The organism is Kitasatospora sp. NPDC002040, assembly GCF_040296785.1.
Classification (GTDB): Bacteria; Actinomycetota; Actinomycetes; order Streptomycetales; family Streptomycetaceae; genus Kitasatospora.
This window is the reverse complement of the sequence record NZ_JBEOXV010000028.1, coordinates 1-26303: the sequence shown is the minus strand read 5'-3', so window position 1 is coordinate 26303 and position 26303 is coordinate 1. Positions and strand designations below refer to the sequence as shown.

21 protein-coding genes and 3 pseudogenes are annotated in these 26303 nt (G+C 73.6%); 6 read left to right on the top strand and 18 right to left on the bottom strand.

Annotation, left to right across the window (positions count from 1 at the left end; genetic code table 11):
• Window positions 1-23: 23 nt before the first annotated feature.
• Window positions 24-917, bottom strand: a complete 894-nt coding sequence (locus ABT118_RS31460; RefSeq protein ID WP_350677316.1) for a GntR family transcriptional regulator — start codon at window positions 915-917, stop codon at window positions 24-26.
• A gap of 145 nt (window positions 918-1062) precedes the next feature.
• Window positions 1063-1860, bottom strand: coding sequence for a carbon-nitrogen family hydrolase (locus ABT118_RS31455; RefSeq protein WP_350677453.1), 798 nt, complete (start codon window positions 1858-1860; stop codon window positions 1063-1065).
• 168 nt (window positions 1861-2028) lie between these two features.
• On the opposite strand from ABT118_RS31455, the gene ABT118_RS31450 reads away from it, so the two are divergent.
• Both ABT118_RS31450 and ABT118_RS31445 read left to right on the top strand, forming a co-directional pair.
• Window positions 2029-2850, top strand: a complete 822-nt coding sequence (locus ABT118_RS31450; protein ID WP_350677310.1) for a maleylpyruvate isomerase family mycothiol-dependent enzyme — start codon at window positions 2029-2031, stop codon at window positions 2848-2850.
• A 123-nt stretch (window positions 2851-2973) separates the two neighbouring features.
• A complete protein-coding gene (locus ABT118_RS31445; RefSeq protein WP_350677302.1) occupies window positions 2974-3786 on the top strand; it encodes a BRO-N domain-containing protein in 813 nt (270 codons plus the stop codon).
• A 67-nt stretch (window positions 3787-3853) separates the two neighbouring features.
• On the opposite strand, the gene ABT118_RS31440 is transcribed toward ABT118_RS31445, so the two are convergent.
• The 3 genes from ABT118_RS31440 to ABT118_RS31430 form a co-directional block, all read right to left on the bottom strand.
• Complete coding sequence (locus ABT118_RS31440) at window positions 3854-5164, bottom strand: MFS transporter (protein ID WP_502884749.1); 1311 nt, start codon at window positions 5162-5164, stop codon at window positions 3854-3856.
• Window positions 5165-5242: 78 nt separating this feature from the next.
• Window positions 5243-6481 (bottom strand): M64 family metallopeptidase, encoded by a 1239-nt coding sequence (locus ABT118_RS31435; RefSeq protein ID WP_350677290.1) that lies wholly within the window; start codon window positions 6479-6481, stop codon window positions 5243-5245.
• A gap of 157 nt (window positions 6482-6638) precedes the next feature.
• Window positions 6639-7850 (bottom strand): benzoate/H(+) symporter BenE family transporter, encoded by a 1212-nt coding sequence (locus tag ABT118_RS31430; protein ID WP_350677287.1) that lies wholly within the window; start codon window positions 7848-7850, stop codon window positions 6639-6641.
• Window positions 7851-8053: 203 nt separating this feature from the next.
• Between ABT118_RS31430 and ABT118_RS31425 the strand changes: the two genes are divergently transcribed.
• Both ABT118_RS31425 and ABT118_RS31420 read left to right on the top strand, forming a co-directional pair.
• The gene (locus ABT118_RS31425; protein WP_350677280.1) at window positions 8054-8971 is read left to right on the top strand and encodes a hypothetical protein; all 918 of its coding nucleotides are present in this window, start codon (window positions 8054-8056) and stop codon (window positions 8969-8971) included.
• A 49-nt stretch (window positions 8972-9020) separates the two neighbouring features.
• Window positions 9021-9860 carry a hypothetical protein gene (locus tag ABT118_RS31420; protein WP_350677277.1) on the top strand — a complete coding sequence of 280 codons (840 nt, stop codon included), beginning with the start codon at window positions 9021-9023 and terminating at the stop codon, window positions 9858-9860.
• 71 nt (window positions 9861-9931) lie between these two features.
• Here the strand turns inward: ABT118_RS31420 and ABT118_RS31415 are convergent, their stop codons facing one another.
• Genes ABT118_RS31415 through pdhA form a run of 3 tightly spaced genes read right to left on the bottom strand, consistent with a single transcriptional unit; the run spans window position 9932 to window position 13468 of the window.
• Window positions 9932-11329: a dihydrolipoamide acetyltransferase family protein gene (locus ABT118_RS31415; protein WP_350677272.1), complete on the bottom strand. Its 1398-nt coding sequence runs from the start codon at window positions 11327-11329 to the stop codon at window positions 9932-9934.
• A 13-nt stretch (window positions 11330-11342) separates the two neighbouring features.
• Window positions 11343-12317 (bottom strand): alpha-ketoacid dehydrogenase subunit beta, encoded by a 975-nt coding sequence (locus ABT118_RS31410; RefSeq protein WP_502884746.1) that lies wholly within the window; start codon window positions 12315-12317, stop codon window positions 11343-11345.
• Window positions 12317-13468 (bottom strand): pyruvate dehydrogenase (acetyl-transferring) E1 component subunit alpha, encoded by a 1152-nt coding sequence (pdhA, locus tag ABT118_RS31405; protein ID WP_502884745.1) that lies wholly within the window; start codon window positions 13466-13468, stop codon window positions 12317-12319. Before pdhA ends, ABT118_RS31410 begins: the two co-directional genes overlap by 1 nt.
• A gap of 359 nt (window positions 13469-13827) precedes the next feature.
• Between pdhA and ABT118_RS31400 the strand changes: the two genes are divergently transcribed.
• Complete coding sequence (locus ABT118_RS31400; protein ID WP_350677261.1) at window positions 13828-14487, top strand: response regulator; 660 nt, start codon at window positions 13828-13830, stop codon at window positions 14485-14487.
• 59 nt (window positions 14488-14546) lie between these two features.
• A complete protein-coding gene (locus ABT118_RS31395) occupies window positions 14547-15629 on the top strand; it encodes a phosphotransferase enzyme family protein (protein ID WP_350677257.1) in 1083 nt (360 codons plus the stop codon).
• Window positions 15630-15686: 57 nt separating this feature from the next.
• Here the strand turns inward: ABT118_RS31395 and ABT118_RS31390 are convergent, their stop codons facing one another.
• The 10 genes and pseudogenes from ABT118_RS31390 to ABT118_RS31340 all read right to left on the bottom strand — a co-directional run.
• Entirely contained in the window at window positions 15687-17393 is a 1707-nt protein-coding gene (locus ABT118_RS31390; RefSeq protein ID WP_350677251.1) for a protein kinase domain-containing protein, read from the bottom strand.
• A gap of 140 nt (window positions 17394-17533) precedes the next feature.
• Window positions 17534-18880, bottom strand: a pseudogene (locus tag ABT118_RS31385) (protein kinase domain-containing protein); the annotation flags it as partial.
• Window positions 18881-19069: 189 nt separating this feature from the next.
• A complete protein-coding gene (locus ABT118_RS31380) occupies window positions 19070-19651 on the bottom strand; it encodes a bacterial proteasome activator family protein (RefSeq protein WP_350677239.1) in 582 nt (193 codons plus the stop codon).
• A gap of 97 nt (window positions 19652-19748) precedes the next feature.
• Window positions 19749-20636 (bottom strand): hypothetical protein, encoded by an 888-nt coding sequence (locus ABT118_RS31375; RefSeq protein WP_350677232.1) that lies wholly within the window; start codon window positions 20634-20636, stop codon window positions 19749-19751.
• Between the two features lie 151 nt (window positions 20637-20787).
• Window positions 20788-21765: an NAD(P)H-quinone oxidoreductase gene (locus ABT118_RS31370; RefSeq protein WP_350677229.1), complete on the bottom strand. Its 978-nt coding sequence runs from the start codon at window positions 21763-21765 to the stop codon at window positions 20788-20790.
• Window positions 21766-21801: 36 nt separating this feature from the next.
• A complete protein-coding gene (locus ABT118_RS31365) occupies window positions 21802-22806 on the bottom strand; it encodes a potassium channel family protein (RefSeq protein ID WP_350677445.1) in 1005 nt (334 codons plus the stop codon).
• A 124-nt stretch (window positions 22807-22930) separates the two neighbouring features.
• Complete coding sequence (locus ABT118_RS31360) at window positions 22931-24124, bottom strand: molybdopterin molybdotransferase MoeA (RefSeq protein ID WP_350677223.1); 1194 nt, start codon at window positions 24122-24124, stop codon at window positions 22931-22933.
• Window positions 24121-25104, bottom strand: a pseudogene (locus tag ABT118_RS32805) (NTP transferase domain-containing protein). Before ABT118_RS32805 ends, ABT118_RS31360 begins: the two are co-directional and overlap by 4 nt.
• Before the next feature lie 16 nt (window positions 25105-25120).
• Window positions 25121-26050, bottom strand: coding sequence for an MBL fold metallo-hydrolase (locus ABT118_RS31345; RefSeq protein WP_350677218.1), 930 nt, complete (start codon window positions 26048-26050; stop codon window positions 25121-25123).
• 139 nt (window positions 26051-26189) lie between these two features.
• A pseudogene (locus ABT118_RS31340) lies at window positions 26190-26303 on the bottom strand (dolichol-phosphate mannosyltransferase); the annotation flags it as partial.

Here is a 26303-nt window from a genome sequence, read left to right as displayed (position 1 = left end):
GGCGGACAACGAAGAGGCCCACCCTACTGCGAGACGGGCTCCTCGGTGCCGGGGCCGGAGCCGGGGCTCGGGCTCAGCGGGCGGCCGAAGCGGCCCGGCGGGACGGCGCGGGGCAGCGGGACCAGGCCGAGGCCCACCTCGCCCTCCGGTGCGAAGGTGACCGGCTCGGGCGGCGGGCCCACCGGGCGGCGGAGCAGCGGCAGCACCGCCACCGACTCCAGCGGCCGGCCGGCCAGCCGGGCCAGCAGCTCGACGGTGAACAGGTTGTACTCGTTCACCACCTGGTGCGCCCCGGCCACGTCCCGGGCCTCGATCCGGTCCACCAGCTCCGGATGGCGGTCCCAGCAGACCCCCTCCGACCCGTCGGCGGCCCGCAGGTAGGGGGCCGCGAACATCCACGACTGCACCCGCAGCCAGCCCAGGTAGCCGGAGATCCGGGTGTTGTCGAGCAGTGCCCCCGCCTCGTGCCAGAACCGCAGGTCGCAGCCGACCAGTACGTCCAACTGCCCCGACCGGGCCGCCCGTTGGGCCGCGTCGGCGCGGCGGCGGAGCGACGGCAGCCGGCGCCAGTCGTACCGGCTGACCCGGCTGCCGAGCTGCCGGAAGGCGCTGTCGGTGAGCATGGTGCGGGCTTCGAAGATCTCCAGGAAGTCCGCCCAGTCGAACTCCGGCACGGTGAAGCCGCGGTGGTGCTCGGTCCGGAGCAGGCCCTGGGCCGCCAGGTCGACCAGGGCCTCCCGGGCCGGGGTGGCGGAGACGCCGTACAGCTCGGCGATCTCCTTCACGGTGAAGTTGCGGCCGGCCGCCAGGCGGCCCGCCATCATCTCCTCGCGCAGCGCGGCGGCGATCTGCTCGCGCAGGCTGTTGCGCTGGATCGCCGGGCGACCGTCGCCGGGGGGAGCCATCGGGCTGGACATCCGGGCGGCGGCCTCCTCTCCGGGTTCGGCGCTGCTCGTCGGCCGGCTCGGGGGAACACGACCAGGGCTCATCTTCTCAAATGCGCCCACCTGGTGCGCAAGAGCCCTAACAGTGTCGATACCCGGACATGCGCCCGGCCCCCGGTCAGCGCTGGACGGGTGCCGGAATCCCCAGCAGCCGGTCCCGGTGCACCGGGAACTCGGACCGCGCCTTCGCCGCCCCCGCCGGGTCGAAGTCCACCGTCAGCACCTGCTCGCCCGCGCCCGCCTCGGCCAGCACCCGGCCCCACGGGTCGACCACGATGCTGTGGCCCGCCTGCTCGACCCCGCCGTGCGTGCCGGCCGTGTTGCAGGCCAGCACGTACGCCTGCTCCTCCACCGCCCGGGCCCGGGCCAGCAGGGTCCAGTGCTCGCGCCGCCGCTCCGGCCAGGCGGCCGGTACCAGCAGCAGCTCGGCCCCGGCGTCCAGCAGGGCCCGGAACAGCTCCGGGAACCGCAGGTCGTAACAGGTCGCCAGGCCGATGGTGCCCAGCTCGGTGGTGGTCGCGACGATCTCCTGGCCCGCCCCCATCGCGATCGCCTCGCCGCTGTCGAAGCCGAAGCGGTGGATCTTGCGGTAGGTGGTGGTCAGCTCGCCGTCCGGGGCGAACAGGAGCGAGGTGTTGTAGATCGGGCCGTCCGGATCGCGTTCGACGATCGAACCGGCGTGCAGCCACACCCCGGCGGCCCGCGCGGCGGCCGACATCGCCTCGGCGGTCGGCCCGTCCAGTGGTTCGGCGCCGTCCGACCAGGCGTCGTAGGCGAAGCCGCCGAGCGGCCAGAGCTCAGGCAGTACCACCAGGTCCGCGCCCTCCTGGGCGCGTACCAACGCGGCTGCCCTGGCCCGCCGTTCGGCGGGTGGTTCGGCGTCCGAGACGTCGATTTGGATCAATGAAGCGCGCACACTACCACCGTCCATGGGACCAGTCCTACGATCGTCACCCGAAAGCGCTGCCCGGCTGTCACCCGGCAGCGTAACGTGCGGTTAGCGCCTCCGCCCGGAAGCCGGAACACCCGGGTTCCCACTTCTGGGCGGTGCAGTACGGAAGCTGACGGAGGGCCGGAGAATCCCGTGACGGACAACCAGACCGTGCAGGCTTGCATCGACGCGTGGACACAGTCCATCGAGGCGATATCCGAGTTGCTCGCCCCGCTGCCCACCGACGCCTGGAACCGGCCCACCGATTGCCCCGGCTGGTCGGTCCGCGACGTGGTCTCGCACATCATCGCGCTGGAGTCCGAGCTCCTCGGCGACCCCCGGCCGATCCACTCGCTGCCCCGCGACCTCCGGCACGTCACCAGCGAGTTCGCCCGCTACATGGAGCTCCCGGTCGACAAGCGGCGCTGCCACACCGCACCCGAGATGACCGGCGAGCTCGAGTACACGGTGATCCGCCGCCAGCGCGCCCTGCGCAACAGCAGGCACGAGCCGGACGACCTGGTCCGCTGGCCCGCCGGGCCGCTCTCCCGGGACGTCCCGTACACCCAGCTGCTCCGGCTGCGCACCTTCGACGTCTGGGTGCACGAGCAGGACCTCCGCCGCGCCCTCGGCGTCCCCGGCAACCTCGACTCCGCCGCCGCCCGGATCACCCGCGACCTGCTGCTGGCCGGACTCCCCAAGGTCCTGGCCAAGAACGTCGGCGCCCCGCCCGGCACCACGCTGGCCCTCGACGTCTCCGGCCCGCTCGAATTCCTCCGCACCGTCCGGGTCGGCGACGACGGCCGGGCCACCATCGACGAGACCGTCAGCCTCGCCCCCGACGTCCGCCTCACCCTCACCTGGGAGACCTACGTCCGCCTCGCCTGCGGCCGCGGCCGCCCGGGCCCGGTCGCCGTCGACGGCGACCAGGAACTCGGCGCCCGGGTCCTGGCGAACTTCACCGTCGCCCCCTGACGGAGCGTTACCCTCGCATACGGAGTGCGACCGTTCCGCGCGCGGGGTGGCGCACCACGTGCTCCCACCAGTTCGACTGGTACCGGTACGTCACCCGTACGGCCTCGTTGTTCCGGGCAGCCCATGCACCCGAACACGAAAGAGGGCCGTCATGCACGACAACACCGAACAGAACATGGAGCTGGTCCGCTCCAGTGGTTCGTCACCGCGGACGTCTGCAGGATCCTCGGGCTCGGGAACCCGACCAAGGCCGGAAGGGTAATCGACCCGGAGCACCGTCGAACCGTCCGGCTTACCCTGATTCGGATTCAGGGTAATCGCGAGTCCGCAGGTCAGAAGGCCTACGAAAGGGGCTACCCGATCGTCAACGTCGTCAGCGAGGCCGGGCTCTACAAGCTCATCCTCCGCTCCGACAAGGCGGCGGCCAAGCCGTTCCAGGAGTGGGTCACCGCCGAGCTGCTGCCGTCGGTCCGGCGCGGTGACACCGACGTGCCGAGGCAGCAGCAGCGGATGGCCGAGACCCTCAGTGAGGCGATCGGTCAGCAGGTACAGATCCTCGCCCAGCTCCACCAGGAGGACGGCAGCAGCCTCAGCGCCCGTTCGGACGGGACGGTGCACTGCCGGCACGGCGCGATGGAGCTCCGGGTGCCGAGCCGGCAGGAGGACAGCGGGCCGCCGTTCGGACCGTACTTCGAGTGCACGGCCGTGGAGCGGGTCGGCATCCGGGGCGGCCGGGCCGTCCCCGGCTGCGAGAAGGTCAAGCTGGTCGACCTGATCCGCCGGCTCGTGGCCCGTCCACCCGCGTCCGTCCCGGTGATCGGAGGCGGCACCGCCGGATTCCGGGCCACCGTGCACGGAGAGGTCAGGCCGTTCCGGTTCCGGACCGGAGTGGCCGAGTTCAACGAACTCCTGCGGGACAACGGCCTGTTGCCGTAGCGGTCCGACGAACCGTCAATGCCCTCGTTCCGACCGAGGGCATTGACGTCTCCGCCGGTCGGAAGCCCTAGACGAGTCGCCGCAGCCGCAGGATCATCCCCGTGCCGACCCCCAGTGGCACGAACAGCCAGCACAGCGCCCACCGGTACGCCTCCGCCGAGTGCACCCCGCCGGGCCCGGCCAGGGTGTCGAGCAGCAGGCCGACCCCGAGCAGGGTCACCACGGTGCCGATGAAGCCGCCCATGTTGGCGATGCCGGAGGCGGTGCCGAGGCGCTCGGGCGGGTTGTGGGCGCGGGCGTAGTCGAGGCCGACCAGGGAGGCGGGGCCGTTGGTGCCCATCACCACCAGCAGGACGAGCAGCAGCCAGAGCGGCGGCCGCGCCCCCGGCCAGGCCAGCACCACGGCCCAGCTCACGGCGGTGGCGGCGATGACCGTGAAGGTGATCGGCAGCCGGGCCCGGACGGACCGGGAGAGCAGGCGTCCGAGCAGCAGGGCGAAGACCATGTTCCCGCCGACCAGGACGGTGAGCAGCGCGCCCGCCTGACCCCGGGTCATGCCCTGGCCCTCGACCAGGTACGGCATCCCCCAGAGCAGGCCGAAGGCGGCCCCGGGGAACGCCGTGGTGAAGTGCACCCACATCCCGAGCCGGGTCCCGGGTTCGCGCCAGGAGTCGCGGATCTGGGCGCGTACCGCGAGCCGCCGCCCGGCCGCCGGGACCACGGCCACGCCCGCCGGGGCCTCCCGGAGCAGCAGCGCGACCAGGGCGAAGACGCCGATGCCGAGCAGGGCGACGAAGGCGAAGCTGGCCGTCCAGCCCTTGCTGTGCAGGGCCTGGGCGAGCACCACGGTGGTGACCAGGTTGCCGCCCATGCCGGCCAGGCCGGTGAGTTGGGCGATCAGCGGGTTCTTCGCGGCGGGGAACCAGCGGGCGGAGATCCGCAGCACGCTGATGAAGGTCATCGCGTCCCCGCAGCCGAGCACGGCCCGGGAGGCCAGCGCCGGGCCGAACGAGGTCGAGAAGGCGAAGGCGAGCTGACCGAGGCTCAGCAGCAGGATGCCGGTGAGCAGCACCCGGCGCGGCCCGAACCGGTCGACCAGCAGGCCGACGGGTATCTGCATCGCCGCGTAGACCAGCACCTGGAGGATCGAGAAGGTGGAGAGCGCCGAGGCACCGATCCCGAAGCGTTCGACCGCGTCGATCCCGGCCACGCCGAGGCTGGTGCGGTGGATCACCGCGAGGACGTAGACGCTGACGCCGATCGACCAGGCGAACCAGGCGGCCCGCCCGCCGGGCGGGGTGACCGGGAGGGCGGCCGGCCGGGTGGCCCGCTGACCGGGGACGGCGGCACGGGCGGGGCTGGCGGTCTCGGGGTCCACGGTCACGTCGACCAGACTATGCAGCCCGTCAACCCGCGTCGGCCCCCGCAGGCAACGATCCGAACACGAAGGAGCGGCTCAGCCCTTGAGCTCCCAGCGGACCGTCCGGGTCATCCGCCGGCTCCGGAAGTCCTCGTCCCTGACCCAGTCGGTGTCGTCCCGGACGGTCGCGGTGACCGCGACGGTCCGACCCGCCGGGACGTCCAACCCGGCGGTGTCCAGCCAGCTCCGGTCGGCGGCCGGGCGCTCCACCGGCGCGCCGTCCACCCGCCACTCCACCGCGAGCTGGCGCGCGCCGGCCAGCCGGAGCGGCCGCACCTCCAGCCGGGGCCGACCCGTCACCGGCCCGGCCGCCGGTACGGGCGGGTCGGCCGGGCCGACCCGCTGGTAGATCTGCTTGATGATGGCCTCGCGCGAGGGCAGGTTGTAGCTGCCGCCCAGGGTGCGCATCACCGAGTCGGCGGTCGGCCGGTAGACGCCGTTGGCGCTGCGGTACGCACCGACCACGCCGCCGCCGTCGGGCGACTCGGCGCCCAGCCAGCGCCACCACTTCAGCCGGCCCCGGCGCATCTCGTCACCGTCGGCGGTGGACAGGTTGGGGTAGTCGGCATCGGCCGGGGCGCTGTCGTACTCGTCGCCGAGGTCCCCCACGGTGTGCCCTATCTCGTGCTGGATGATCCGCCCGGCGTCCGGGCTGCCGCCCGCCAGGGTGGTCACCCCGGTGCCGCCCGCGCCGCCGTACTCCTTGGAGTTGGCCAGGGCGATCAGGTACTGCGGGCCCTCGCTCTCGCCGGCGTAGCGGGCGGTGGCGGTCTCGTCCGCGCAGAGCAGGCGGGCGGTGCCCTCGCACCAGAAGTGCATCCCGAGCGGGCTGCTCGGCCGGCGGCCGGACTGGTCGCCCTCGACGATGCCGGGCGCCGGGGAGACCACCTCGACCCGCCGTATGTTGAAGAAGCCCTGGTAGCTGCGGAACGGTTCGATCTCCATCAGCGACCGCCACGCCTGGTCGGCCTGCTGCCGGAACAGCTCCTGCTGCTCGGCCGTGTAGCCGTCGCCGAGCAGCACCAGGGTGATCCGGTCGGCCGGGGCGCCGGTGCGGCGTATGTCGACGGTCGGCGCGGCACCGGCGGTGCGCAGGTCCGCGTGCCGGACCACGTGCGGCGGGAGGGCCAGCTCGGGCGCGGGTGACGGGGCACCGATCACCTCGTACGGCGGCGGGGAGGCCACCTCCACCACCGCGGGGAGGACGGCCGCCGACAGCAGGACGACGGCGGCCAGACCACGGAGAAGACGACGGCCAGGATTGCCAGAAGGCATGCGGGTTCGTCCTCGCTGCTCCGGTCACCCGGCGGGGGCTCGGGTGGGGGGTCGCGAAGACGTACCCGCCGAGTACGCCCCCGCAGTCCCCCGGCGCGCCAAGTTCCCCGGACCGGTACAAGCGGTCGGCCGACCGGCCCAGCCCCGGTTGCGCGGGTCAGCCCCGGGCGGGCCGCCTCAGCTGTCCGACCAGGTGGGTCGCCACCCCGAACAGCAGGCCCCAGAAGGCCGAGCCGATGCCGTACAGGGTCATCCCCGAGGCGGTGGCCAGGAAGGTCACCACCGCGCCGTCCCGGCCGTGCTCGTCGGCGACCGCACCCGCCAGGCTGCCCTGGAATGAGGCCAGCAGGGCAGTGCCCGCGATCACCGCGATCAGGGCGGCGGGCAGGCCGGTGAACAGGCCGACCAGGACCCCGGCGAAGCTGCCGATCACGATGTACAGCACGCCGGTGGACATCCCCGCGATGTAGCGGCGGCGCGGGTCGGGGTGGCTCTCCGGGCTGGTGCAGATCGCCGCCGTGATCGCGGCCAGGTTCACCCCGGGCGAGCCGAACGGGGCCAGCAGCACCGAGAGGCCGCCGGTGGCACCGATCAGCAGCCGGTCGTCCGGCTCGTAGCCGGAGGCCCGCATCACGCCCAGCCCGGGGGCGTTCTGCGAGGCCAGCGCGACCACCGTGAGCGGCAGTGCCAGCCCGACCATCGCGGACCAGCTGAACTGCGGCACCGTCAGCTCCGGCCGGACCGGACCGCCGTGCCCGATGTGCAGCGGCAGCCCGACGGTGACGGCCGCCAGCAGCGCGCCGACCAGCAGCGCCACCGGCACGGCGTACCGGGGCACGAACCGCCGGGCCAGCAGGAAGGCGGCGAAGGTGCCGACCACCAGCACCGGGGCGCCCTTCACCGAGGTGAAGATGCCCGCGCCGAAGGAGAACAGGATGCCCGCCAGCATCGCGTTCACGATCCCGGCCGGCACCGCCCGGATCAGCCGGCCGAACAGACCGGTGACCCCGAACAGCGTGACCACCACACTGCTCACCAGGAACGCCCCGATCGACTCCCGGTACGGGTAGTCCCCCAGGCTGGTCACCAGCAGCGCCGCCCCCGGGGTCGACCAGGCCGCGATCACCGGGGTCCTGGTCCACCAGCTCAGCAGCAGACAGCTCAGCCCGCTGCCGATCGACACCGCCCAGATCCACGAGGCGGTCTGGTCCGCCGTCAGCTGCCCGGCCTTCGCCGCGGCCAGCACCACCACCAGCGGCCCCGAGAACGACACCCCCACACAGATCAGCCCGGCCAGCAGCGCCGGCCCCGACACGTCCCGTTTCAGCGCCGGCCGGTACTCGTCCGTACCCCGCGCTGCCGCTGTCATCCCCCGTAGTCCTGTCACCCGGGCAGTATCCCGGAGGGTCCGCGAACGGTCGCAAAAAATATTTTGAACTCACCTGCAACCTCCGAGCGGGATGGACGTCTTAACGGTTGAAGGCAGGGAGAGCAGGGCCGGGCAGGATCCGGCCGGAGCGGCACCCCTTCACCCACACACCGGCTGTTGCCACTCCTTGGGGGAGACCCGTCATGCGCGCGCCCGTTATCAACCGTTTCGCGAAGCTCGTCCCGCTCGCCGCCGTCGCCGCGCTGACCGCCGGACTCACCGTCATCCCCGCCTCCACCGCCTGGGCCTGCGGCGACGGCTCCTCCCCCGCCGCCCCTGCGGCGCCGGAGCCGCAGCACGCCACGGACCCGACCACCGTGTTCATCGACCCCAAGGCCACCACCCTCGTCGCGGGCGGTCCGAAGGTGGAGTTCGGGGTGCAGGTCGTCAACTCCACCGGCGCCCCGTACAAGGCGATCAGCCCCGGCATCGCGTTCTGGAACCCGGACTCCGGGAAGTCCTACGAGGCCGGGGAGCCCCACCCCGACCTGGCGAAGATCAACGTCCGGAAGAGCGACTTCACCCTTGAGGTGATGAAGGACGGCAAGTGGACGCCGCTCAAGCTCCGCCTCGGCTGCGACCCGTCGCTCTCCGCCGACACCTCGCTGCTCAACGCCCCGCTGGCGGACGGCCGTGGACAGCGCTACCTGTTCCGCATCGGCCTGGCCGCCACCTCGCCGAAGGAGCAGAGCGGCATCCAGCTGTACCTGTCGACCAACCGCAGCAACGGGCGCATGACCACCAGCTCCATGAAGATCACCCACCCCGCCGCCAAGCCCGCAGCACCGAAGGCCGCCCCGTCCACCGCCCCTGCCCCCGCCGCCGTCCCGGCCGTCGCTCCCGCCGTCGTTCCGGTCACCGCCGCGACCCCGAGCGCCACCCCGACCCCGACCGCGAGCGCCTCCGCCACCCCCGCTCAGCAGCCCGCCGCCACCGCCGAGTTGGCCGAGACCGGCAGCAGCACCCCGAACACCTTCCTGTTCGCCTCCGCCGCCGCCTCCGTCGTCCTCGGCGCCACCGTCCTCACCGTGATCCGCCGCCGCAACCGCACCCAGCACTGAACCGACCCGCCGTCCACCGTCCAGCATCGCCCCGGGGGAACCAACCACCATGCGTACGTCCCGCTCCGCCGCCACCGTGACCGCCGTCCTCGCGCTCACCGCCTGCATCAACTTCCTTGCCACCGACACCGCCTGGGCCGTCTGCGGCAACGGCCCGAAGGACCCGTCGGGCGGCAAGCCGCGCCCGGCGAAGCACCAGGGCGAGCTGCAGGTCACGGCGCTCAAGGCACTGCCGACCCAGATCACCGCCGGCGGCGCCGCGGTGGAGCTGCCGGTGCGGATCACCAACCGGACGGATGCGGCGTACGAGCAGGTGGAGCCCTCGCTCGGGCTGGGCCACTTCTACGACATGAGCGTCGATCTCCAGCTCCGCGACGTGAAGGTCAGCTGGAAGAAGGGCGACGGCAAGTGGCACGACCTGGCGCTGCAGCCGGGCTGCACCCGGGGCATCGTCAACAAGGACGGCGCGCTGCCGATGCTCGCGCTCGGCAAGGGGGAGTCGGCCGAGCTGACCTACCGGATCGCCGTGGTGGCCTCGGTGCCGAAGGCCCTCGACACCATCACCTACAGCGCCAACGCCACCGGTCCGGACCTCGTCTCGGGCACCGTCGGCGGCACCCTGAACGTACTCCGGCCGAAGCCCGCCACCACCGCCCCGGCCCCGCGGACGACCCCGCCCGCCACCCCGGCAGCAACCCCTGTGGCCGTCACCGCCGAGCAGTCCGAGCAGTCCGAGCCCGCTGCGGCCCCGTCCCAGGCACCTGCTCCCGCCGAGCTGGCCGAGACCGGCAGCACCACCCCGAACACCTTCCTGCTCGCCTCCGCCGCCGCCTTCATCGCCCTGGGCGCCACCGTCCTCACCGTGATCCGCCGCCGCACCCGCCGCTGAACCGACCGCCCACCACGCCGAACGGGCCCCGCTCCTGAGGGAGCGGGGCCCGTTCGCGTGCGGGTGGAGCGTCAGCTCCAGGTGATCAGGCGCTTCGGGCGCTCCAGGACGGCGGCCGTGTCGGCCAGCACCTTGGAGCCCAGCTCGCCGTCGACCAGGCGGTGGTCGAAGGACAGGGCCAGCGTAGTGACCTGACGGGGCACCACCTTGCCCTTGTGCACCCAGGGCAGCTCCCGGACCGCGCCGAAGGCCAGGATGGCGGCCTCGCCGGGGTTGAGGATCGGGGTGCCGGTGTCGACGCCGAAGACGCCGACGTTGGTGATGGTGACGGTGCCGCCGGACAGGTCCGCCGGGGAGGTCTTGCCCTGGCGGGCGGTGTCGGTCAACTCACCCAGTGCGAGTGCGAGTTGCGGCAGGGTCTTGGCGCCGGCGTCCTTGATGTTGGGCACCAGCAGACCGCGCGGGGTGGCGGCGGCGATACCGAGGTTGACCTGGCCCTTGAGCACGATCTCCTGGTTCGCCTCGTCCCAGGCGGCGTTGATCTCCGGGTGCCGCCGGACGGCGGTGAGCAGGGCCCGGGCCACCAGCAGCAGCGGGCTGACCCGGATGCCCTCGCCCAGTTCGCCGCTGAGCTTGAGCTCGCGCACCAGCTTCATCGTCCGGGTCACATCGACCTGGATGAACTCGGTGACGTGCGGCGCGGTGAACGCCGAGGCGACCATCGCCTGCGCGGTGGCCTTGCGGACGCCCTTGACCGGCACCCGGACGTCGCCCGTGCCGACCGGCACCGGGACGGCCGCCACGGCCGCCACGACGGCCTCGGCCACCGGCTCGGGAGCCGGAGCGAGCGCGGCGTGCACGTCGTCCCGGGTGATCACACCGTCCGGGCCGGTCGGGGTGACCGTCCGCAGGTCGATGCCCAGGTCCTTGGCCAGCTTGCGCACCGGCGGCTTGGCCAACGGCCGGTCCGCACCTGCGGGTTCGGCCTGCGCGGGCACCACCACCGGCACCACGACCGGCGCAGCGGCCACGGCGACCGGCGCAGCGACCGGAGCGGCCGGAGCAGCCGCAGCGGTCTTCCGGACCCGCCGCTGGGCGCCGCCCGTACGCGGCCCGTACCCGACCAGCACCTCGCGGCGCTCCGGCTCGGCAGCCGCCGGTGCCTCGGCCGCCACCGGGGCGGCGGCCGCAGGGGCGTCAGCGGGAGCGACGGCCCCCACCGCGACCGAGATGATCGCGGTGCCGACGTCGACCGTCGACCCGGCCGGGAAGAACAGCGTCTCGACGACCCCGTTGAACGGGATCGGCAGCTCGACCGCGGCCTTCGCGGTCTCCACCTCGCAGACCACCTGACCGTCCGTCACCACGTCGCCCGGCTTGACGTACCAGGTCAGGATCTCGGCCTCGGTCAGGCCCTCGCCGACGTCGGGCATCTTGAACTCGCGGAGCGAGCGCACCTCAGTGGTCATTTCGCCCCTCTTCTCAGAACGCCAGGGTGCGGTCGACAGCGTCGAGCACACGGTCCAGGTCGGGCAGGTAGGACTCCTCCACCCGCGACGGCGGGTACGGGGCGTGGTAGCCGCCGACCCGGAGCACGGGGGCCTCCAGGTGGTAGAAGCAGCGCTCGGTGATCCGGGCCGCGAGCTCCGCGCCCAGGCCCATGAAGACCGGCGCCTCGTGCACCACCACGGCCCGGCCGGTGCGCTTCACCGACTCCTCGACGGTGGCGAAGTCGATCGGCGAGATGGACCGCAGGTCGACCACCTCCAGCCGGCGGCCGTCCTCCTCGGCCGCCGCGGCGGCCTCCTGACAGACCTTCACCATCGGCCCGTACGCGAGCAGCGTCACGTCGGTGCCGGGGCGGACCACCCGCGCCGAGTGCAGCGGCAGGTCGGCGGCGTCGCCGACCTCGCCCTTGTCCCAGTAGCGGCGCTTGGGCTCCAGGAAGATCACCGGGTCGTCCGAGGCGATCGCCTGCCGGAGCATCCAGTGCGCGTCGTGCGCGTTGGAGGGGGTGACCACCCGCAGGCCTGCGGTGTGCGCGAAGTACGCCTCGTGCGACTCGCTGTGGTGCTCGACCGCGCCGATGCCGCCGGCGAACGGGATCCGGATGGTGACCGGCATCTTGACGTGCCCGAGTGCCCGGGCGTGCATCTTGGCCAGCTGGGAGACGATCTGGTCGAAGGCCGGGTAGACGAACCCGTCGAACTGGATCTCCACCACCGGGCGGTAGCCGCGCAGGGCGAGGCCGATCGCGGTGCCGACGATGCCGGACTCGGCGAGCGGGGTGTCGATCACCCGGTCCTCGCCGAAGTCCTTCTGCAGACCGTCGGTGATTCTGAAGACACCGCCGAGCTTCCCGATGTCCTCGCCCATCAGCAGGGTCTTGGAATCGTTCTCCAGCGACTTGCGCAGCGCCTCGTTGAGCGCCTTCGCGATGCTGAGCTGCCCGGCCATCAGTGGTTCTCCCCGCCCTCGAAGGAGGCGGCGTACGCCTCGTACTCGGCCCGCTCCTCGTCCACCAGAGCGTGCGGCTCCGCGTAGACGTGGTCGAAGATCAGCGTCGGGTCCGGGTCGGGCATGTTGCGCACGCCCTCGCGGACCCGCAGGCCGAGCTGCTCGCTCTCCGCCTCCAGCTCGGCGAAGAACGCCTCGTCGGCCAGGCCCTCCTGCTCCAGGTGCGCCTTCAGCCGGGAGATCGGGTCCTTGGCCTTCCAGGACTCGGTCTCCTCGGTGGCGCGGTAGCGGGTCGGGTCGTCGGAGGTGGTGTGCGCACCCATCCGGTAGGTGAACGCCTCGACCAGCACCGGGCCGTTGCCGTTGCGGGCGTGGTCGAGCGCCCAGCGGGTCACCGCGAGGCAGGCCAGCACGTCGTTGCCGTCCACCCGGACACCCGGGAAGCCGAAGCCGGAGGCGCGGCGGTAGAGCGGGATCCGGGTCTGGTTGGTGGTCGGCTCGGAGATCGCCCACTGGTTGTTCTGGCAGAAGAACACCACCGGCGCGTTGTAGACCGAGGCGAAGGTGAACGCCTCGCTCACGTCGCCCTGGCTGGACGCGCCGTCACCGAAGTACGCGATCACCGCGTCGTCGGCGCCGTCCTTGGTGATGCCCATCGCGTAACCGGTGGCGTGCAGGGTCTGTGCGCCGATCACGATGGTGTAGAGGTGGAAGTTCTTCTCGTTCGGGTCCCAGCCACCGTGGTTCACGCCGCGGAACATGCCGAGCAGGTTCAGCGGGTCCACGTCGCGGCACCAGGCCACGCCGTGCTCGCGATAGGTGGGGAAGGCGTAGTCGCCGGTGCGCATGGCGCGACCGGAACCGACCTGGGCCGCCTCCTGGCCGAGCAGCGAGGCCCACAGGCCGAGCTCGCCCTGACGCTGCAGGGACGTCGCCTCGGCGTCGAAGCGCCGCACCAGCACCAGGTCCCGGTAGAGCGAGCGGAGCTCGTCGGGCGTGGTGGTCAGCGGGAAGTCCGGGTGCTCGACCCGGGTGCCCTCCGGCGTGAGCAGCTGGACCAGCTCCGGCTGGGCGTCGGCGCCCGACGGGAGGGTGTCAGGGACGGCGGGGGCTGCCTTCTTGCGCGCCCTCGTCGTGCTTTTGACGGTCACGTTCACTCCTCGGTCTGTCCGGCCGCCCGGGGTCGCCGGTGACCGGTCCGGTCACCGCCTCGCAGGAGCGCGTGGGTATGCGCACCGACTGCTCAGCAGGTGGTGTTCCTTTTCCGACGGCGTCCCTCACGAGAACGTTACCCAGCGCAGCCCCTTGGCGCTTCTGCGCTAGGACGTCCTAGTTGTTCGGGTGGTGAGCGCCGCGGGTGTGGCGCGGCTCTCATTTCGTGGCCGTCAGGACACCTGCGCACGCTATCCGGGCAGCAGTCTCCGCGTAAGGGGGTAACCGGCATCAATTTCCGGACAGCGGTCGGCACGGGCGATAGGTCTTCTCTACATATTCATGGGAGCATTTGGCCGTGACTGGAAACGGACAAATCAGGGTATTCCTGCTCGATGATCATGAGGTCGTCCGCCGGGGCGTGCACGAGCTGCTCTCGATCGAGGACGACATCGAGGTGGTCGGCGAGGCCGGCACCGCCGCCGAGGCGCTCACCCGCATCCCCGCCGTCCACCCGGACGTCGCCGTGCTCGACGTCCGGCTGCCGGACGGCAACGGGGTCGAGGTCTGCCGCGAGGTGCGCTCCCAGCACCCCGACATCAAGTGCCTGATGCTGACCTCCTTCTCGGACGACGAGGCGCTCTTCGACGCCATCATGGCCGGGGCCTCCGGGTACGTACTGAAGGCGATCCGCGGCACCGACCTGATCTCGGCCGTCCGCGACGTGGCCGCGGGCAAGTCCCTGCTCGACCCGATCGCCACCAGCCGGGTGCTCGCGCGCCTGCGCGACGGGGGTGAGAAGGAGGACGAGCGACTCGCCCAGTTGACGAAGCAGGAGCGCCGCATCCTCGACCTGATCGGCGAGGGGATGACCAACCGCCAGATCGGCAACGAGCTGCACCTGGCCGAAAAGACCGTGAAGAACTACGTCTCCAGCCTGCTCGCCAAGATGGGAATGGAGCGCCGGACCCAGGCCGCCGCGTACGTCGCCCGGCACCAGGCGGACCAGCACCACTGAGAGCAGATCTCTGACACTCTGTCAAGTACCCCTGCCGGTGGGCACTACCCTCAGGGGACGTGAACCACGGCACCTCCATCGCATGCGCACCGGCCCGTCCGGACACCAGCGCACCCCCCATCGGCACCCTCAGCCCCCCGGTCCCGGACCGCGTCCTGGCCGGGGTGCTGCGCACCTACCGACTGGCCCGGTTCAGCGCCATACCGGTCGCCGAGGGCCTGCTCAACCGGGGCTACCGGGTGGAGACCGGGGCCGGACGGTTCTTCCTCAAGTGCTACGTCGACCAGGCCACCGCCACCCGCCCCGTGGTCCTCGCCCAGCACCGCGCCACCACCGCGTTGGCGGCGCTCGGCTTCCCGATCGCGCCCCCGGTCCCGACCCGGGACGGTCGCACCTTCACCAGCCGGGACGGCCGCCTGTTCGCCCTCTTCCCCTGGATCGAGGGCAGCCACCGGCACGGCACCGACCTCGACCCGCGCGAGACCCGTGAACTCGGCGCCCTGCTAGGCCGGTTGCACCTCGCACTCGGTCAGGTCTGCACCCCCGCCCGGCAGCCCGCGGGCCACCGCTCCGCCGACCCGGAGGAGACCGCCGCCCTGGTCCTCCGGCTCCGCGAACAGGCCGGGGCGGCCCTCCCCCGCAGCCGGTTCGACACCCTGGTCGAACGCCGCCTGACCGAACGCCTCGACCTGCTCGACACCCACCGCCACCGCCGCCCCGCCCCGCAGGCCGCCCCGCCCACCGGCTGGACCCACGGCGACTTCCACGGCCTCAACCTGCTCTACCGGCAGGGCCGGGTCTCCGCCGTCCTGGACTGGGACAAGCTCGGCTTCCGCCCCCAGGCCGAGGAGGCCGTCCGGGCCGCCACCCTGCTCTTCGACGACCGCAGGACCGGCGTCCTCGACCTCAACCGGGTCCGCCACTGGTCCCGCGCCTACCGCAGCACCGGCGCCGCCACCACCGCCGACCTGGCCGCTGCCACCCACCGGGTCTGGTGGGAGCGCCTGAACGACCTCTGGATGCTCCAGTGGCACTACCAGCGCAACGACCACCGGGCCGACCCGCTCTTCCCCGCCTCCGCAGGCCAACTCACCTGGTGGTGCCAGGAGTACGAACAGGTCCTCGACGCCCTGACCAACTGACCCCGCGTCAGCTGCGGTCCGGGACTCGGCCCGCAGCTGACGGTCGGCGCCGCCTGCCTACGAAACCGGAGCGTTGCCCTCTGCCGGACTGGGCGGGGCCGGGTTCGACGAGGCCGGCGTGGGTGTCGGCGTCGGGGTGGGGGTCGGGCTCGGCGTCGGCGTCGGAGTGGGCGACGGCGACGGGCTCGGCGTGGGGGTCGGGCTCGGGCTCGGCGTCGGCGTCGGGGTGGGCGACGGGGTCGGCGTCGGGGTCGGAGTGGGCGACGGCGTCCGGGAGTTGGTGCTCTTGGACGGCGTCGGCGTCGGCGAGTCCGACGGGGTCGGCGAGACCGGGGCCGAGCTGCTGACCGCAGGGGTCGTCGGCCCGCCGCCGCCGTTGTCCTTGTTCAGGGCCAGCCCGATGCCGACGCCTGCGGCGCCGAGCACCAGCAGCACCCCGGCCACCACCGGCCAGGGGTTGCGCCGGCGCCCCGACTTCCCGTCGTCCGACCCGTCGTCACCTCCGCCGGTCACGGCCGGGTACGGCGCGGACGGGGTCTGGAACGGCGAGCCCACCGGGTACGGCAGCACCGCCGTCGGGTCGCTGCCGGCCACCGCCCCGCCGATCGGCTCGGTGATCGCGGTACCCCCGCTGGGCACCCCTTCGTAGCCGGGGTAGCCACCGGTGTTCCCGGCCCCGGCCGCCGCCAGCCCGGCGGCCGCAGCTGCGGCGGCAGCCGCGCCCGCCGCGTAACCAGCCCCGGCGGCCCCGTGCATCTCCCGCAGCGCGTGCTGCAGATGGGCCCGGAACTCGTCCGCGCTCTGGAACCGGTCGTCGGGGTTCTTCGCCAGCGAGCGCAGCACCAGCGCGTCCAGCTCGGGCGGCACCCGGTCGTTGGCCTGCGAGGGCGGCACCGGCGCGTCCTGGACGTGCTGGTAGACCACCGAAAGGGGGGTTTCGCCGACGAACGGCGGGCGCAGCGCCAGCAGTTCGTAGAGCATGCAGCCGGCCGCGTACAGGTCGGAGCGGTGGTCGACGGCCTTGCCCAGCGCCTGTTCGGGCGAGAGGTACTGCGGGGTGCCCATCACCATGCCGGTCTGGGTCATCGTGCTGGCCGGCCCGGTGAGCGCACGGGCGATGCCGAAGTCCATCACCTTGACGGCGCCGCCGGTGGTGATGATGACGTTGGCGGGCTTGATGTCCCGGTGCACGATGCCGTGGCGGTGGCTGTAGGCGAGCGCCTCCAGCACGCCGGCGATGATGATCAGCGCCTGGTCGACCGGCGGCGCCTCCTCGTCCACCAGCAGCTCGCGGACGGTGCGGCCCTCGACCAGCTCCATCACGATGTACGGCGTGGACTCGCCGTCCTCGACCTCTTCACCGGTGTCGTAGACAGCGACGATCGAGTGATGGTTGAGCGACGCGACGGAGTGCGCCTCCCGGGTGAACCGGAGCCGGGCGGTCTCGTCCTGGGCCAGCTCGGTGCGGAGCAGCTTGACCGCGACGGTCCGGGCCAGCCGGACGTCCTGGGCCGCGAACACCTCGGCCATCCCGCCCCGGCCGAGCCGGTGGGTCAACCGGTAGCGGCCCTCGCCGACGGTGCCGAGCGGTGCGGCGGTGCCCCGGCCCGGTGTGGCGGACACGGAGGCGGACGCGGGCAGCACGGCCGTCTCCGCCGTCTCGGCGGGGATCGGCTCGGGGGTCGGCTCGGGGACGGCCTCCGGCACCTCGGGCGAATCGGGGTTCTCGTCCGCGCCGTCGCCCGGCTGCTGTGTCTGTGCCATCACTCCTCGCCCCGGGCCATCGCCCTGTCAGTTGCGTCCTTGGAACGCTACCGCTTCGGGCCGCCCGGCGTGCTGCGGCGGAGCCGGTGCGACGGTCAGATCGGCCGGTCCTGGAGGTACTGACTCGAAGCCGCCGGTGCCCCGGTGTCGTACAGGTCGTTCTGCGACGTCTGCTCCTGCTTGGCCGCCACGATCCCGACGATCACCACGGCCAGCACGATCACACCGATGATCACGCCGACCACCACCAGCGCGGTCGAGCAGCCGTTGCCCTTCGCCGCCTGCGGGGCGAACTGCGGCGCCTGGTAGGGCTGCTGGGGGTACGGCTGCTGATGGCCCATCGGGTACGGCTGCTGCTGCGGGAACGGGCCCGGCGTGTGCGGCCCCGGGTACGGCTGGGCGAAGACCGGCACCGGCGGTGGCGGCGTCTGCGGACCGTACGGCGGCGGGGTCGACGGCTGGTACGGCTGGTGCACCTGCGGGGCGGGCCCGCGCAGGTCGCCGGAGACCTGCGGGAAGCCGGTCAGCGAGGCCCCGGCCGACACCGAGCGCGGGCCCTCGCCGATCACCAGCGGGGTGGCCGCGCGCAGCGGCGCACCGCCGTCCGGCACCCCGGCCGCGATCCGCTCCAGCTCGGCCCGCATCGCCTCGGCGGTCGGGAAGCGGTGCGCCGGGTCCTTGCGCAGCGCCCGGGCCACCAGGGCGTCCACCCCGGGGCGCACCGCCGGGTTGACGCCGGAGGGGGACGGGGGCTCCTCCTGCACGTGCTTGTACGCGATCGAGAAGGGCGAGTCGCCGTCGAACGGCAGCTGCCCGGTGAGCAGCTCGAACAGCATGCAGCCGACCGAGTAGAGGTCCGAGCGGGCGTCCACGCTCTTGCCGAGCGCCTGCTCCGGCGAGAGGTACTGCGGGGTGCCGACCACCATGCCGGTCTGGGTCATCGAGGTCACCCCCGACTGCAGGGCGCGCGCGATGCCGAAGTCCATCACCTTGACCGTGCCCTTGGCACTGACCATCACGTTGCCCGGCTTGATGTCCCGGTGCACCAGGCCCTGGTCGTGCGAGGCCTCCAGCGCGGAGAGCACCGCACCGGTGATCCTGAGCGCCTGGTCGGCGGGCATCGCGCCGTGCTTGGCGATCGCCTCGTTCAGCACGTCGCGCAGCGCCTGGCCCTCGACGTACTCCATCACGATGTACGGCGTGGTCGCGCCGTCCGGGCCGACGTCCTCGCCGCTGTCGAAGACCGAGACGATGTTGGTGTGCTGGAGCCGGGCGACCGCCTGCGCCTCCCGGCGGAACCGCTCCCGGAAGGCCTGCTCCCGGCCCAGCTCGGTGTGCAGGGTCTTCACCGCGACCTTGCGGTCCAGCACGGTGTCGTGGGCCAGGTGGACGGAGGCCATCCCGCCCTGGCCGAGCAGGTGCCGCAGCACGTACCGGCCGCCTGCCAGCGAGTGGCCCTCGACCGTGCTGCCGTCCTCGCCGCTCATGTCCCCTGCTTCCCCCTCCGGCTGCGGAGGTGTCCCGGCTGCGCAGCCGTCCGGTTCCAGAAACCGGACCGACCCCGGCCGCCGGCCCGCAGGGGCCGACGACAGGGGTCAGGGTATCGGCTCGGCCGGGCACCACCGGGTCTCGGGTGGCGGCCGTGTCCGAGCTGGAACGAAGTCCGCGCAGCAGCTCTACAGGTACGGGCCGGAGCGGATGCCGCGTCCCTCGGCCGGCTCGTCGAAGTCCGCCTCGGCGCCGTGGCTGCCGGGCGGCAGCGCGCGCCGCATCTGCTCCAACTGGGCCCTGGCGGCCATCTGCTGGGCGAACAGCGCGGTCTGGATGCCGTGGAAGAGGCCCTCCAGCCAGCCGACCAGCTGGGCCTGGGCGATCCGCAGCTCGGCCTCGGTCGGGATGGTGTCGTCGGTGAACGGCAGCGAGAGCCGCTCCAGCTCCTCCACCAGCTCCGGCGCCAGGCCGAGCTCCAGCTCCTTGATCGAGCTGGCGTGGATGTCCTTCAGCCGGACCCGGCTGGCCTCGTCGAGGGGGGCCATCCGGACCTCTTCGAGCAGCTGCTTGATCATGCTGCCGATCCGCATGACCTTGGCGGGCTGCTCGACCATCTCGGTCACCGGGAGCTCGCGCGGCTCCACCGCCTCGCCCTCGCCGATCCGGCCGAAGCCGGGGACCGCCCCGACCGGCATCCCGTCCGGGCCCACGATCAGCACCTTCGGGGCGTCCTCCGACTGCGACCGTTCGTTCATCGGCTTAGTCATAGCTCCTTCATATGCTTCATGCGGGGAGAGGGTCAACTCACCCACCATCATGCCGCGTACGGTGCCGTCCGTGCCGGTGATCCGGACTGACCCGGCGTCAGCGGCGGCGCATCCGCAGACCGACCAGCCCCAGCCCGCAGCCGATCATCGCCAGCCCGGCACCGAGCGGCAGCTGGAGGGTGGAGGCGTCGGTCCAGCGCAGCGGGGCGGTGAACCCGGCGGCCACCTGCACGGCGGTGGCGGGCCGGACGGCCGGCTCGGCGGACGCCTCGGGTTCGGACGGCTCGGCCTGCTCCACCGGGGCGGCGGCCTCGGCGGGCCCGACCTTCGGCGCGATCCGCCCGACCGGCCGGGGCCGCTCGGGCAGCGGGGCCGCCTCCTCGGCGGCCGGGGCCTCGGGCGCGGCGGGGGCGGGCGGCTGGTGGGTCGGTGAGGCCTGCTGCTGCCGGGCGGGCGCGACCGGGGCCGGCTGGACGGGCGCGACGGTGACCACCGGCGCCGGGGTGGTCGGGGGCTTCGGTGCGGCGGTCGGGGCGGGAGTCGGGGCGGGGGTCGGCACCGCCGTGGGAGCGGGGGTCGGTGTGGGCTCCGCCGACGGCTCGGCGGACGGGCGGGCGCTCGGGGTGGGGGTGGCGGCCGGGGTCGGCGTCGGCGTGGGCTCGGACGACGGCTTCGGGGCCGGATCGGCGGGCTCGACGGGCTCGACGGGCCGGGGCTTCGCGGGGACGGTCCGGCCGGGGGTGGCCGGTGGGGTGACCGGGAGCTTCACCGTGGGCAGCGCGGGCAGCGTCGGCAGCTTGGGTATCAGCACCGGCGGCAGCACGGGCAGCACCACCTCCACCTGCGGGCGGCCGTCCGGCTCCCGCTCGTCGGCCCGTGCGGTCGGCCCGGAGAGCAGCAACGGCACCGCCACCCCGGCCAGGACCGCGGCGCGGAAGACCGCCGGAGCAGGACGTGCGGAGAACACGAACGGAAGTGCGGCCACGGAGGGAGGTCCTTCCGACGGCCGACCACGCTGCGGCGCGGACGGCGGCGGGACTGCTCCGCACCAGCCTCACACACTCCGACATTCAAGGCATTTCGGACTCACCGGCCGCTTCGGGGGCGCAGCGGCCGGAACCGCCGCGCCCCAGGGCTCAGGCCCGCAGGACCACCTTGCCGACCTGCTCGCCCGCCTCCACCACCCGGTGCGCCTCGGCCGCCTCCGCCAGCGGCAGCACCCGGTCCACCACCGGCCTGACCACGCCCGCTTCGACCAGCGGCCAGACGTGCTCGCGGACGGCCGCGACGATGGCGGCCTTCTCGCCCAGCGGACGGCTGCGCAGGGTGGTCGCGGTGATCGCGGCCCGCTTGCGGAGCAGGGTGGAGAGGTCGAGCTCGGCCTTGGTGCCGCCCTGCAGCCCGATGATCGCGAGCCGCCCGTTGACGGCCAGGGCGTCGACGTTCCGCTGCAGGTACTTGGCACCCATGATGTCCAGCACCACGTCCGCACCGGCACCGCCGGTGGCCTCGCGCACCACCTCGACGAAGTCCTGCTCGCGGTAGTTGACCAGGACGTCCGCGCCCAGCTCCGCGCACCGGGCCAGCTTCTCGGCGCTGCCCGCGGTGACCACCACCTTGGCGCCGACCGCCTTCGCCAGCTGGATCGCCAGGGTGCCGATCCCACTGGCGCCGCCGTGCAGCAGCACCGTCTCGGCCGGGCGCAGATGGGCCACCATGAACAGGTTCGACCAGACCGTGCAGGCCACCTCGGGCAGCGCGGCCGCCTCGGCCGACGTCAGGCCCTTCGGTACGGGCAGCAGCTGGCCGACCGGGACGGCGACCAGCTCGGCGTAGCCGCCGCCCACCAGCAGGGCGCAGACCTCGTCGCCGACCGCCCAGCCCGCCACCCCCGCGCCGAGGGCGACGATCCGCCCCGCGCACTCCAGGCCCGGGTACGGGGAGCTGCCGGGCGGCGGGTCGTAGAAGCCCTGCCGCTGCAGCAGGTCGGCCCGGTTCACGGCACTGGCCGAGACCGCGACCAGCACCTCGCCCGCGGCGGGCACCGGATCGGGCACCTCCGCCCACACCAGCGCTTCGGGACCACCGGGCTGAGGGATCGTCATCGCATGCATGCGTCCGACGGTACTGCCCCGGCCCGGTGGCGCGGATCAGGCCAGCGGGGCGGCCTGCTGAATGGTGATCACCCGGTCGGTCAGCTGCAGGACCGCCGCCTCGGGCTCGGTGTAGTTGAGCACCCGGCGGCCGCGCACCACCGCGACCACCAGGTCGGCGCAGTCGCGCGGGCTGTGCCCGGCCTCGGCCCTGGTGACCGGGCGCTCCACCACGTCCAGGCCGTTGCCGTAGGTGAGCAGGTCCTCCATCACCGCACCCGCGTGCGGGCTGAGCATCGACATGCCGAGCAGCCGGCCGGCCGAACTGGAGCTGGTCACCACCACGTCGGCGCCGCTCTGCCGGAGCAGCGGGGCGTTCTCGTCCTCGCGGACGGCGGCGACCACGGTGGCGTGCTTGTTGAGCTGGCGGGCCGTCAGGGTGACCAGCACGGCGGTGTCGTCGCGCTCCGGGGCGATCACCACCCGGCTGGCGGTGGGGAGTTCGGCCCGGATCAGGGTGTCGGTCCTGGTCGCGTCGCCGATCACGCCGACCAGCCCGTCCCGGGTGGCCTGGTCGATCACCTTGCGCTGCGGGTCGACGATGACGATCTCGTGCCTGTCGACGCCCTGGCCGAGCAGGGTGGCCACCGCGTGGCGGCCCTTGGTTCCGTAGCCGACGACGACGGTGTGCTCCCGCACGGTGGACCTCCAGCGGTTCAACCGCCACTGCTGGCGCGTTCGTTCGGTCAGCACCTCGAGGGTGGTACCGACCAGGATGATCAGGAAGACCACGCGCAGCGGCGTGATCACCAGGATGTTGATGAGCCGGGCGCCGTCGCTGACGGGGGTGATGTCGCCGTACCCGGTGGTGGAGAGCGTGACGGTGGCGTAGTAGGCGGCGTCCAGGAAGTCCACCGCGCCGTCGGAGTTGTCGTTGTACCCGCTGCGGTCCAGCCAGACGATCAGCGTGGTGGCGACCAGCACCAGCAGCGCCATCGCCAGCCGGGCGCCGACCTGGCGGAAGGCCGGGGCGACCCGCCGGGCGGGCAGCTGGATCGCCATGTCGGGGCCGCTGCCGTCGGCCGGGGCGCGGAGCGGGTGCAGCAGGGAGGGGCGGGCCTTCTTCGGCGCGTCGGTCACGGGGCCTCGGTGGGGTGGGTACGGGTCGGTGGGATGCGGGTGCCGATCACGGCGTCTCCAGTGTCTCCGCCCGGCCGCCCGCCGGTACACCGCCGGGCGGCACCACCGCGAACGCCTCCGCCAGCGCCAGGCCGCGCAGCATCGCCGGACCGTCGAAGGCCAGCGGCACCAGCCCCCGGCCGGTCCTGAGCACCGGGAGCAGCCGGGTGTCGTCCGGGTGGCCCGGCAGTGCGACGGCCACCGGCTCGGTCCGCAGGTCCGGGCCCGGCCGGCCGGCCAGGCGGTGCAGCAGCGGCAGGGCGAGGGTGACCGTCCCGGCCACGGCGGCCAGCGGGTTGCCCGGCAGGCCCACCAGGTGGCGCCCGTCCGGCAGTTCGGCCAGCAGCATCGGATGTCCGGGCCGGACCGCGACCCCGTCCACCAGCAGCCGGGCGCCGACCGCGACCAGCGCCTCGTGCAGGAAGTCCACCGGCCCGGCGGCCGTCCCGCCGGTGGTGACCACCACGTCGGCGGGCGAGTGCCGGATCGCGTCCCGGAGCAGCCCGAAGTCGTCGCCGACCCGGCGGCGGCCGACCAGCTCCGCCCCGGCGGCGGAGAGCCACGGCGGCAGCAGCGGGCCGAGCGCGTCCCGGACCAGGCCGGGGCCGGGCAGCCCGGCGTCCAGCAGTTCGTCACCGAGCAGCAGCAGTTCGACGGTCGGACGGCGGTGCACGGTCAGCCGGTCGTGCCCGCAGGCGGCCGCCAGGCCGAGCACGGCCGGGGTCACCACCGTCCCGGCCGGGAGCAGCGGCTCGCCCCGGCGGCACTCCTGGCCGCGCGGGCGGACGTCCTGACCCGGCGTCACCCCACCCGGTCCCGACAGCACCGCGCCGTCCGCCCGGCCGTGCTCCCGGCGGAGCACCCCGGTGGCGCCGGGCGGCAGTTGGGCCCCGGTGGCGATCTGTACCGCGGTGCCGTCGGCCAGCGGTGTGCACGGCTCCCCGGCCAGCAGCCGGCCGGTCAGCCGCCAGGGCCCCGGGCCCGCCACGGCCCAGCCGTCCATCGCCGAGGTGTCGAAGGCAGGCAGGTCGGTGAGCGCCGCCAGCGGCTCGGCCAGGCTCTGCCCGAGCGCCGCGCCGAGCGCGAGGCCGACGGCGGGCAGCGGCTGACGTGCCGCCAGCCGGGCGGCCCGGCGGGCCTGCGGCCAGGGGCAGTGCCGCAGGGTCGTCCCGGGGACGGTCTCCCGGGCCACCGTGGTCACCCCTGCTCCCCGGCCCAGCGTTCGGCGAGCGCCGCCGTCCGGGCCTGCGCCCGGGCCACCTCGGCCGGGCCGCCGCCCTGCTGGGCGGCCGCGTAGCCGACCAGGAACGCGGTCAGCGGTGCAGCCGGGCGGGCCACTCCGTGGGCCACCACCCGGGCGAGGTCCAGCAGCCCGGCCACGTCCACCTCCAGGTCGATGCCCAGTTCGGTGGCGACGTCGGCGATCCAGTCATCCAGCGTGCGCTCCATGGCCCCCATGCTGCCTGATCCGGCGCCGCAGGCAACGCTCCGGGCATGAGCATCGCGCGTCGTTTCGCTCACCCGGCAGCAGCCCGCCCCGTGAGCCGGCCCGCTCGGGGCCCTGGTGAGGTGCGGCCCCGCCGCGCAGCAGAGCCCGAGCCCCGGGCGAAGACCTCAGCGGTCGCGGAGGCGGGCGAGTTCGAGGTCCTCCCAGGTGTCGCAGTCGTACGAGACGCCGTCCGGGTCGGCGAGGCGGGTCAGCCGGAGCGGGGCGAGCAGGCGGCGCAGCGGGAGCCCGGCCGGTTCGCCGAGCTCGGCGAGGGCGGCGCGGAGGGCGGCGGTGCGGTAGGCGGCGGCGAGCGGCTGGTCCCGGCCGCCGGCATCGACCAGCAGGGCCCCGTCTTGCTCGCCGAGTGCGTCCAGCAGGCGCCCGACGGTCCGCCGGTCCAGGAACGGCAGGTCGGCCGCGAGCAGCAGGACCCAGTCGGCGGTGACGTGCCCGAGCCCGGCCGCGACCGCCGCCACCGGGCCGCCGCCGGGCGGGTCCTCCCTGGTCCACCGCAGGCCGCCGCGCTCGGTCTCCCGCTCCGGGCCGACCACCACGGTGGTACGGGCGTCCGCGCAGGCGGCCAGCACCCGGTCCACCAGGGTGCGGCCGCCGACCGGCAGGCCCGGCTTGTCCGCCCCGCCGAGCCGTCGGGCCGCACCGCCCGCCAGCACCAGGGCGTCATAGACCGTCATACGGCCAGTATCGCGCTCACGGGTCCTCGACGATCTCCGCGTCCACGATGCCGTTCTCGCCGTTGGAGAGGTCCTCGGGGGTGAGCACGTTGGCCTCCGCGCTGAGGTCGAGCAGCGCCGGGAGGGTCAGCCCGCCGTACCGCTCGTTGACCATCGCGACCAGGGACTCGGCGTCGTCGGGGTGGGCGGCCAGCGCGCGGTCGAAGTCCTGCAGGTACTCGCCGGTGAAGGCGAGCACCCGCATCGCGTCGTCGTCGGCCCCGGGCGCCCGGTGGCCGGCGATCACCCGCTCGGCGCCGAGGTCGGCCAGCCGGGCCAGGTTGTGCGACCACTGCTCGCGCTCGGCCGGGTCGGTGTCGGCCGTCCAGATGTGGGTGCCGTTGTAGACGAAGTCCCCGGCGATCACGGTCCGGCTGCCGGGCACGTGGACGACGGTGGAGCCGGCGCAGTCGCCCTGGCCGAGGCTGAGCACCCGGATCAGCTGCCGGTCGATCATCAGCGGCTGCGGCAGCAGCGGGGCCGGGATCATCGGGTGGTCGGGGATGTCGTCCCCGTACACCGGCTTCCACTGCGCCACCTTGGCGGCCACCGTGGCGAGGATGCCCTCCACCACCAGGGGGGCGGCCAGCAGCTGGGCCTTCGGGAAGAGCCGGAGCACCTCCTCGGCACCGAAGTAGTGGTCCGGGTGCTGGTGCGTGATCACGACGGCGAGCAGCTGCCGGTCCTTGCCCGCGATCCACTCGGCCAGCTCGCGGCCGGCCGCCCGGGTGAGCTGGGCGTCGACCAGGATCGCGGTGCGCTCGCCCATGATCAGGCTGGAGGTGGCGAAGAAGGCGGTCTCGGGGCCGGTGAAGACCTCGATCTGCAGCGGGGCCGGTGCCGGGCCCGGGTGCCCCGGACCGCCCGGTTCGGCTCCGGCGGTCCCCTCGGGCTGGGACGGCGTCACATCGGCTCCCTGGTCGGCACGGTGGGCCGGTGCGGACCGGCCCCAGGGCTCCAGCTTGGGAGGAAACCGCCGGGACCGCCGCGCAGGCGCGCCCAGGTGAGTGATCAAACACCGTCCCTGGGCGCGGCAGCCGCTGCGGCTACTTCTTGCCGGTGAGCTTGTCGAGGCGGGCGGTGATGCCCCAGACGGTGACGCGCCAGAGGGCTTCGATGACGATGTTGCGGCTCATCTTGGAGTTGCCGAGTTCGCGTTC

Excerpts from the sequence above, each read along its gene's own strand:
- ABT118_RS31410 (WP_502884746.1), bottom strand. The coding sequence starts at position 12,317 with ATGGCCGGGCAGCTCAGCATCGCGAAGGCGCTCAACGAGGCGCTGCGC.
- ABT118_RS31430 (WP_350677287.1), bottom strand. The coding sequence starts at position 7,850 with ATGACAGCGGCAGCGCGGGGTACGGACGAGTACCGGCCGGCGCTGAAA.
- ABT118_RS31370 (WP_350677229.1), bottom strand. The coding sequence starts at position 21,765 with ATGCATGCGATGACGATCCCTCAGCCCGGTGGTCCCGAAGCGCTGGTG.
- ABT118_RS31365 (WP_350677445.1), bottom strand. The coding sequence starts at position 22,806 with ATGGCGATCCAGCTGCCCGCCCGGCGGGTCGCCCCGGCCTTCCGCCAG.
- ABT118_RS31425 (WP_350677280.1), top strand. The coding sequence starts at position 8,054 with ATGCGCGCGCCCGTTATCAACCGTTTCGCGAAGCTCGTCCCGCTCGCC.
- ABT118_RS31415 (WP_350677272.1), bottom strand. The coding sequence starts at position 11,329 with ATGACCACTGAGGTGCGCTCGCTCCGCGAGTTCAAGATGCCCGACGTC.
- ABT118_RS31390 (WP_350677251.1), bottom strand. The coding sequence starts at position 17,393 with ATGGCACAGACACAGCAGCCGGGCGACGGCGCGGACGAGAACCCCGAT.
- ABT118_RS31420 (WP_350677277.1), top strand. The coding sequence starts at position 9,021 with ATGCGTACGTCCCGCTCCGCCGCCACCGTGACCGCCGTCCTCGCGCTC.
- ABT118_RS31435 (WP_350677290.1), bottom strand. The coding sequence starts at position 6,481 with ATGCCTTCTGGCAATCCTGGCCGTCGTCTTCTCCGTGGTCTGGCCGCC.
- ABT118_RS31460 (WP_350677316.1), bottom strand. The coding sequence starts at position 917 with ATGTCCAGCCCGATGGCTCCCCCCGGCGACGGTCGCCCGGCGATCCAG.
- ABT118_RS31445 (WP_350677302.1), top strand. The coding sequence starts at position 2,974 with ATGCACCCGAACACGAAAGAGGGCCGTCATGCACGACAACACCGAACA.
- ABT118_RS31380 (WP_350677239.1), bottom strand. The coding sequence starts at position 19,651 with ATGACTAAGCCGATGAACGAACGGTCGCAGTCGGAGGACGCCCCGAAG.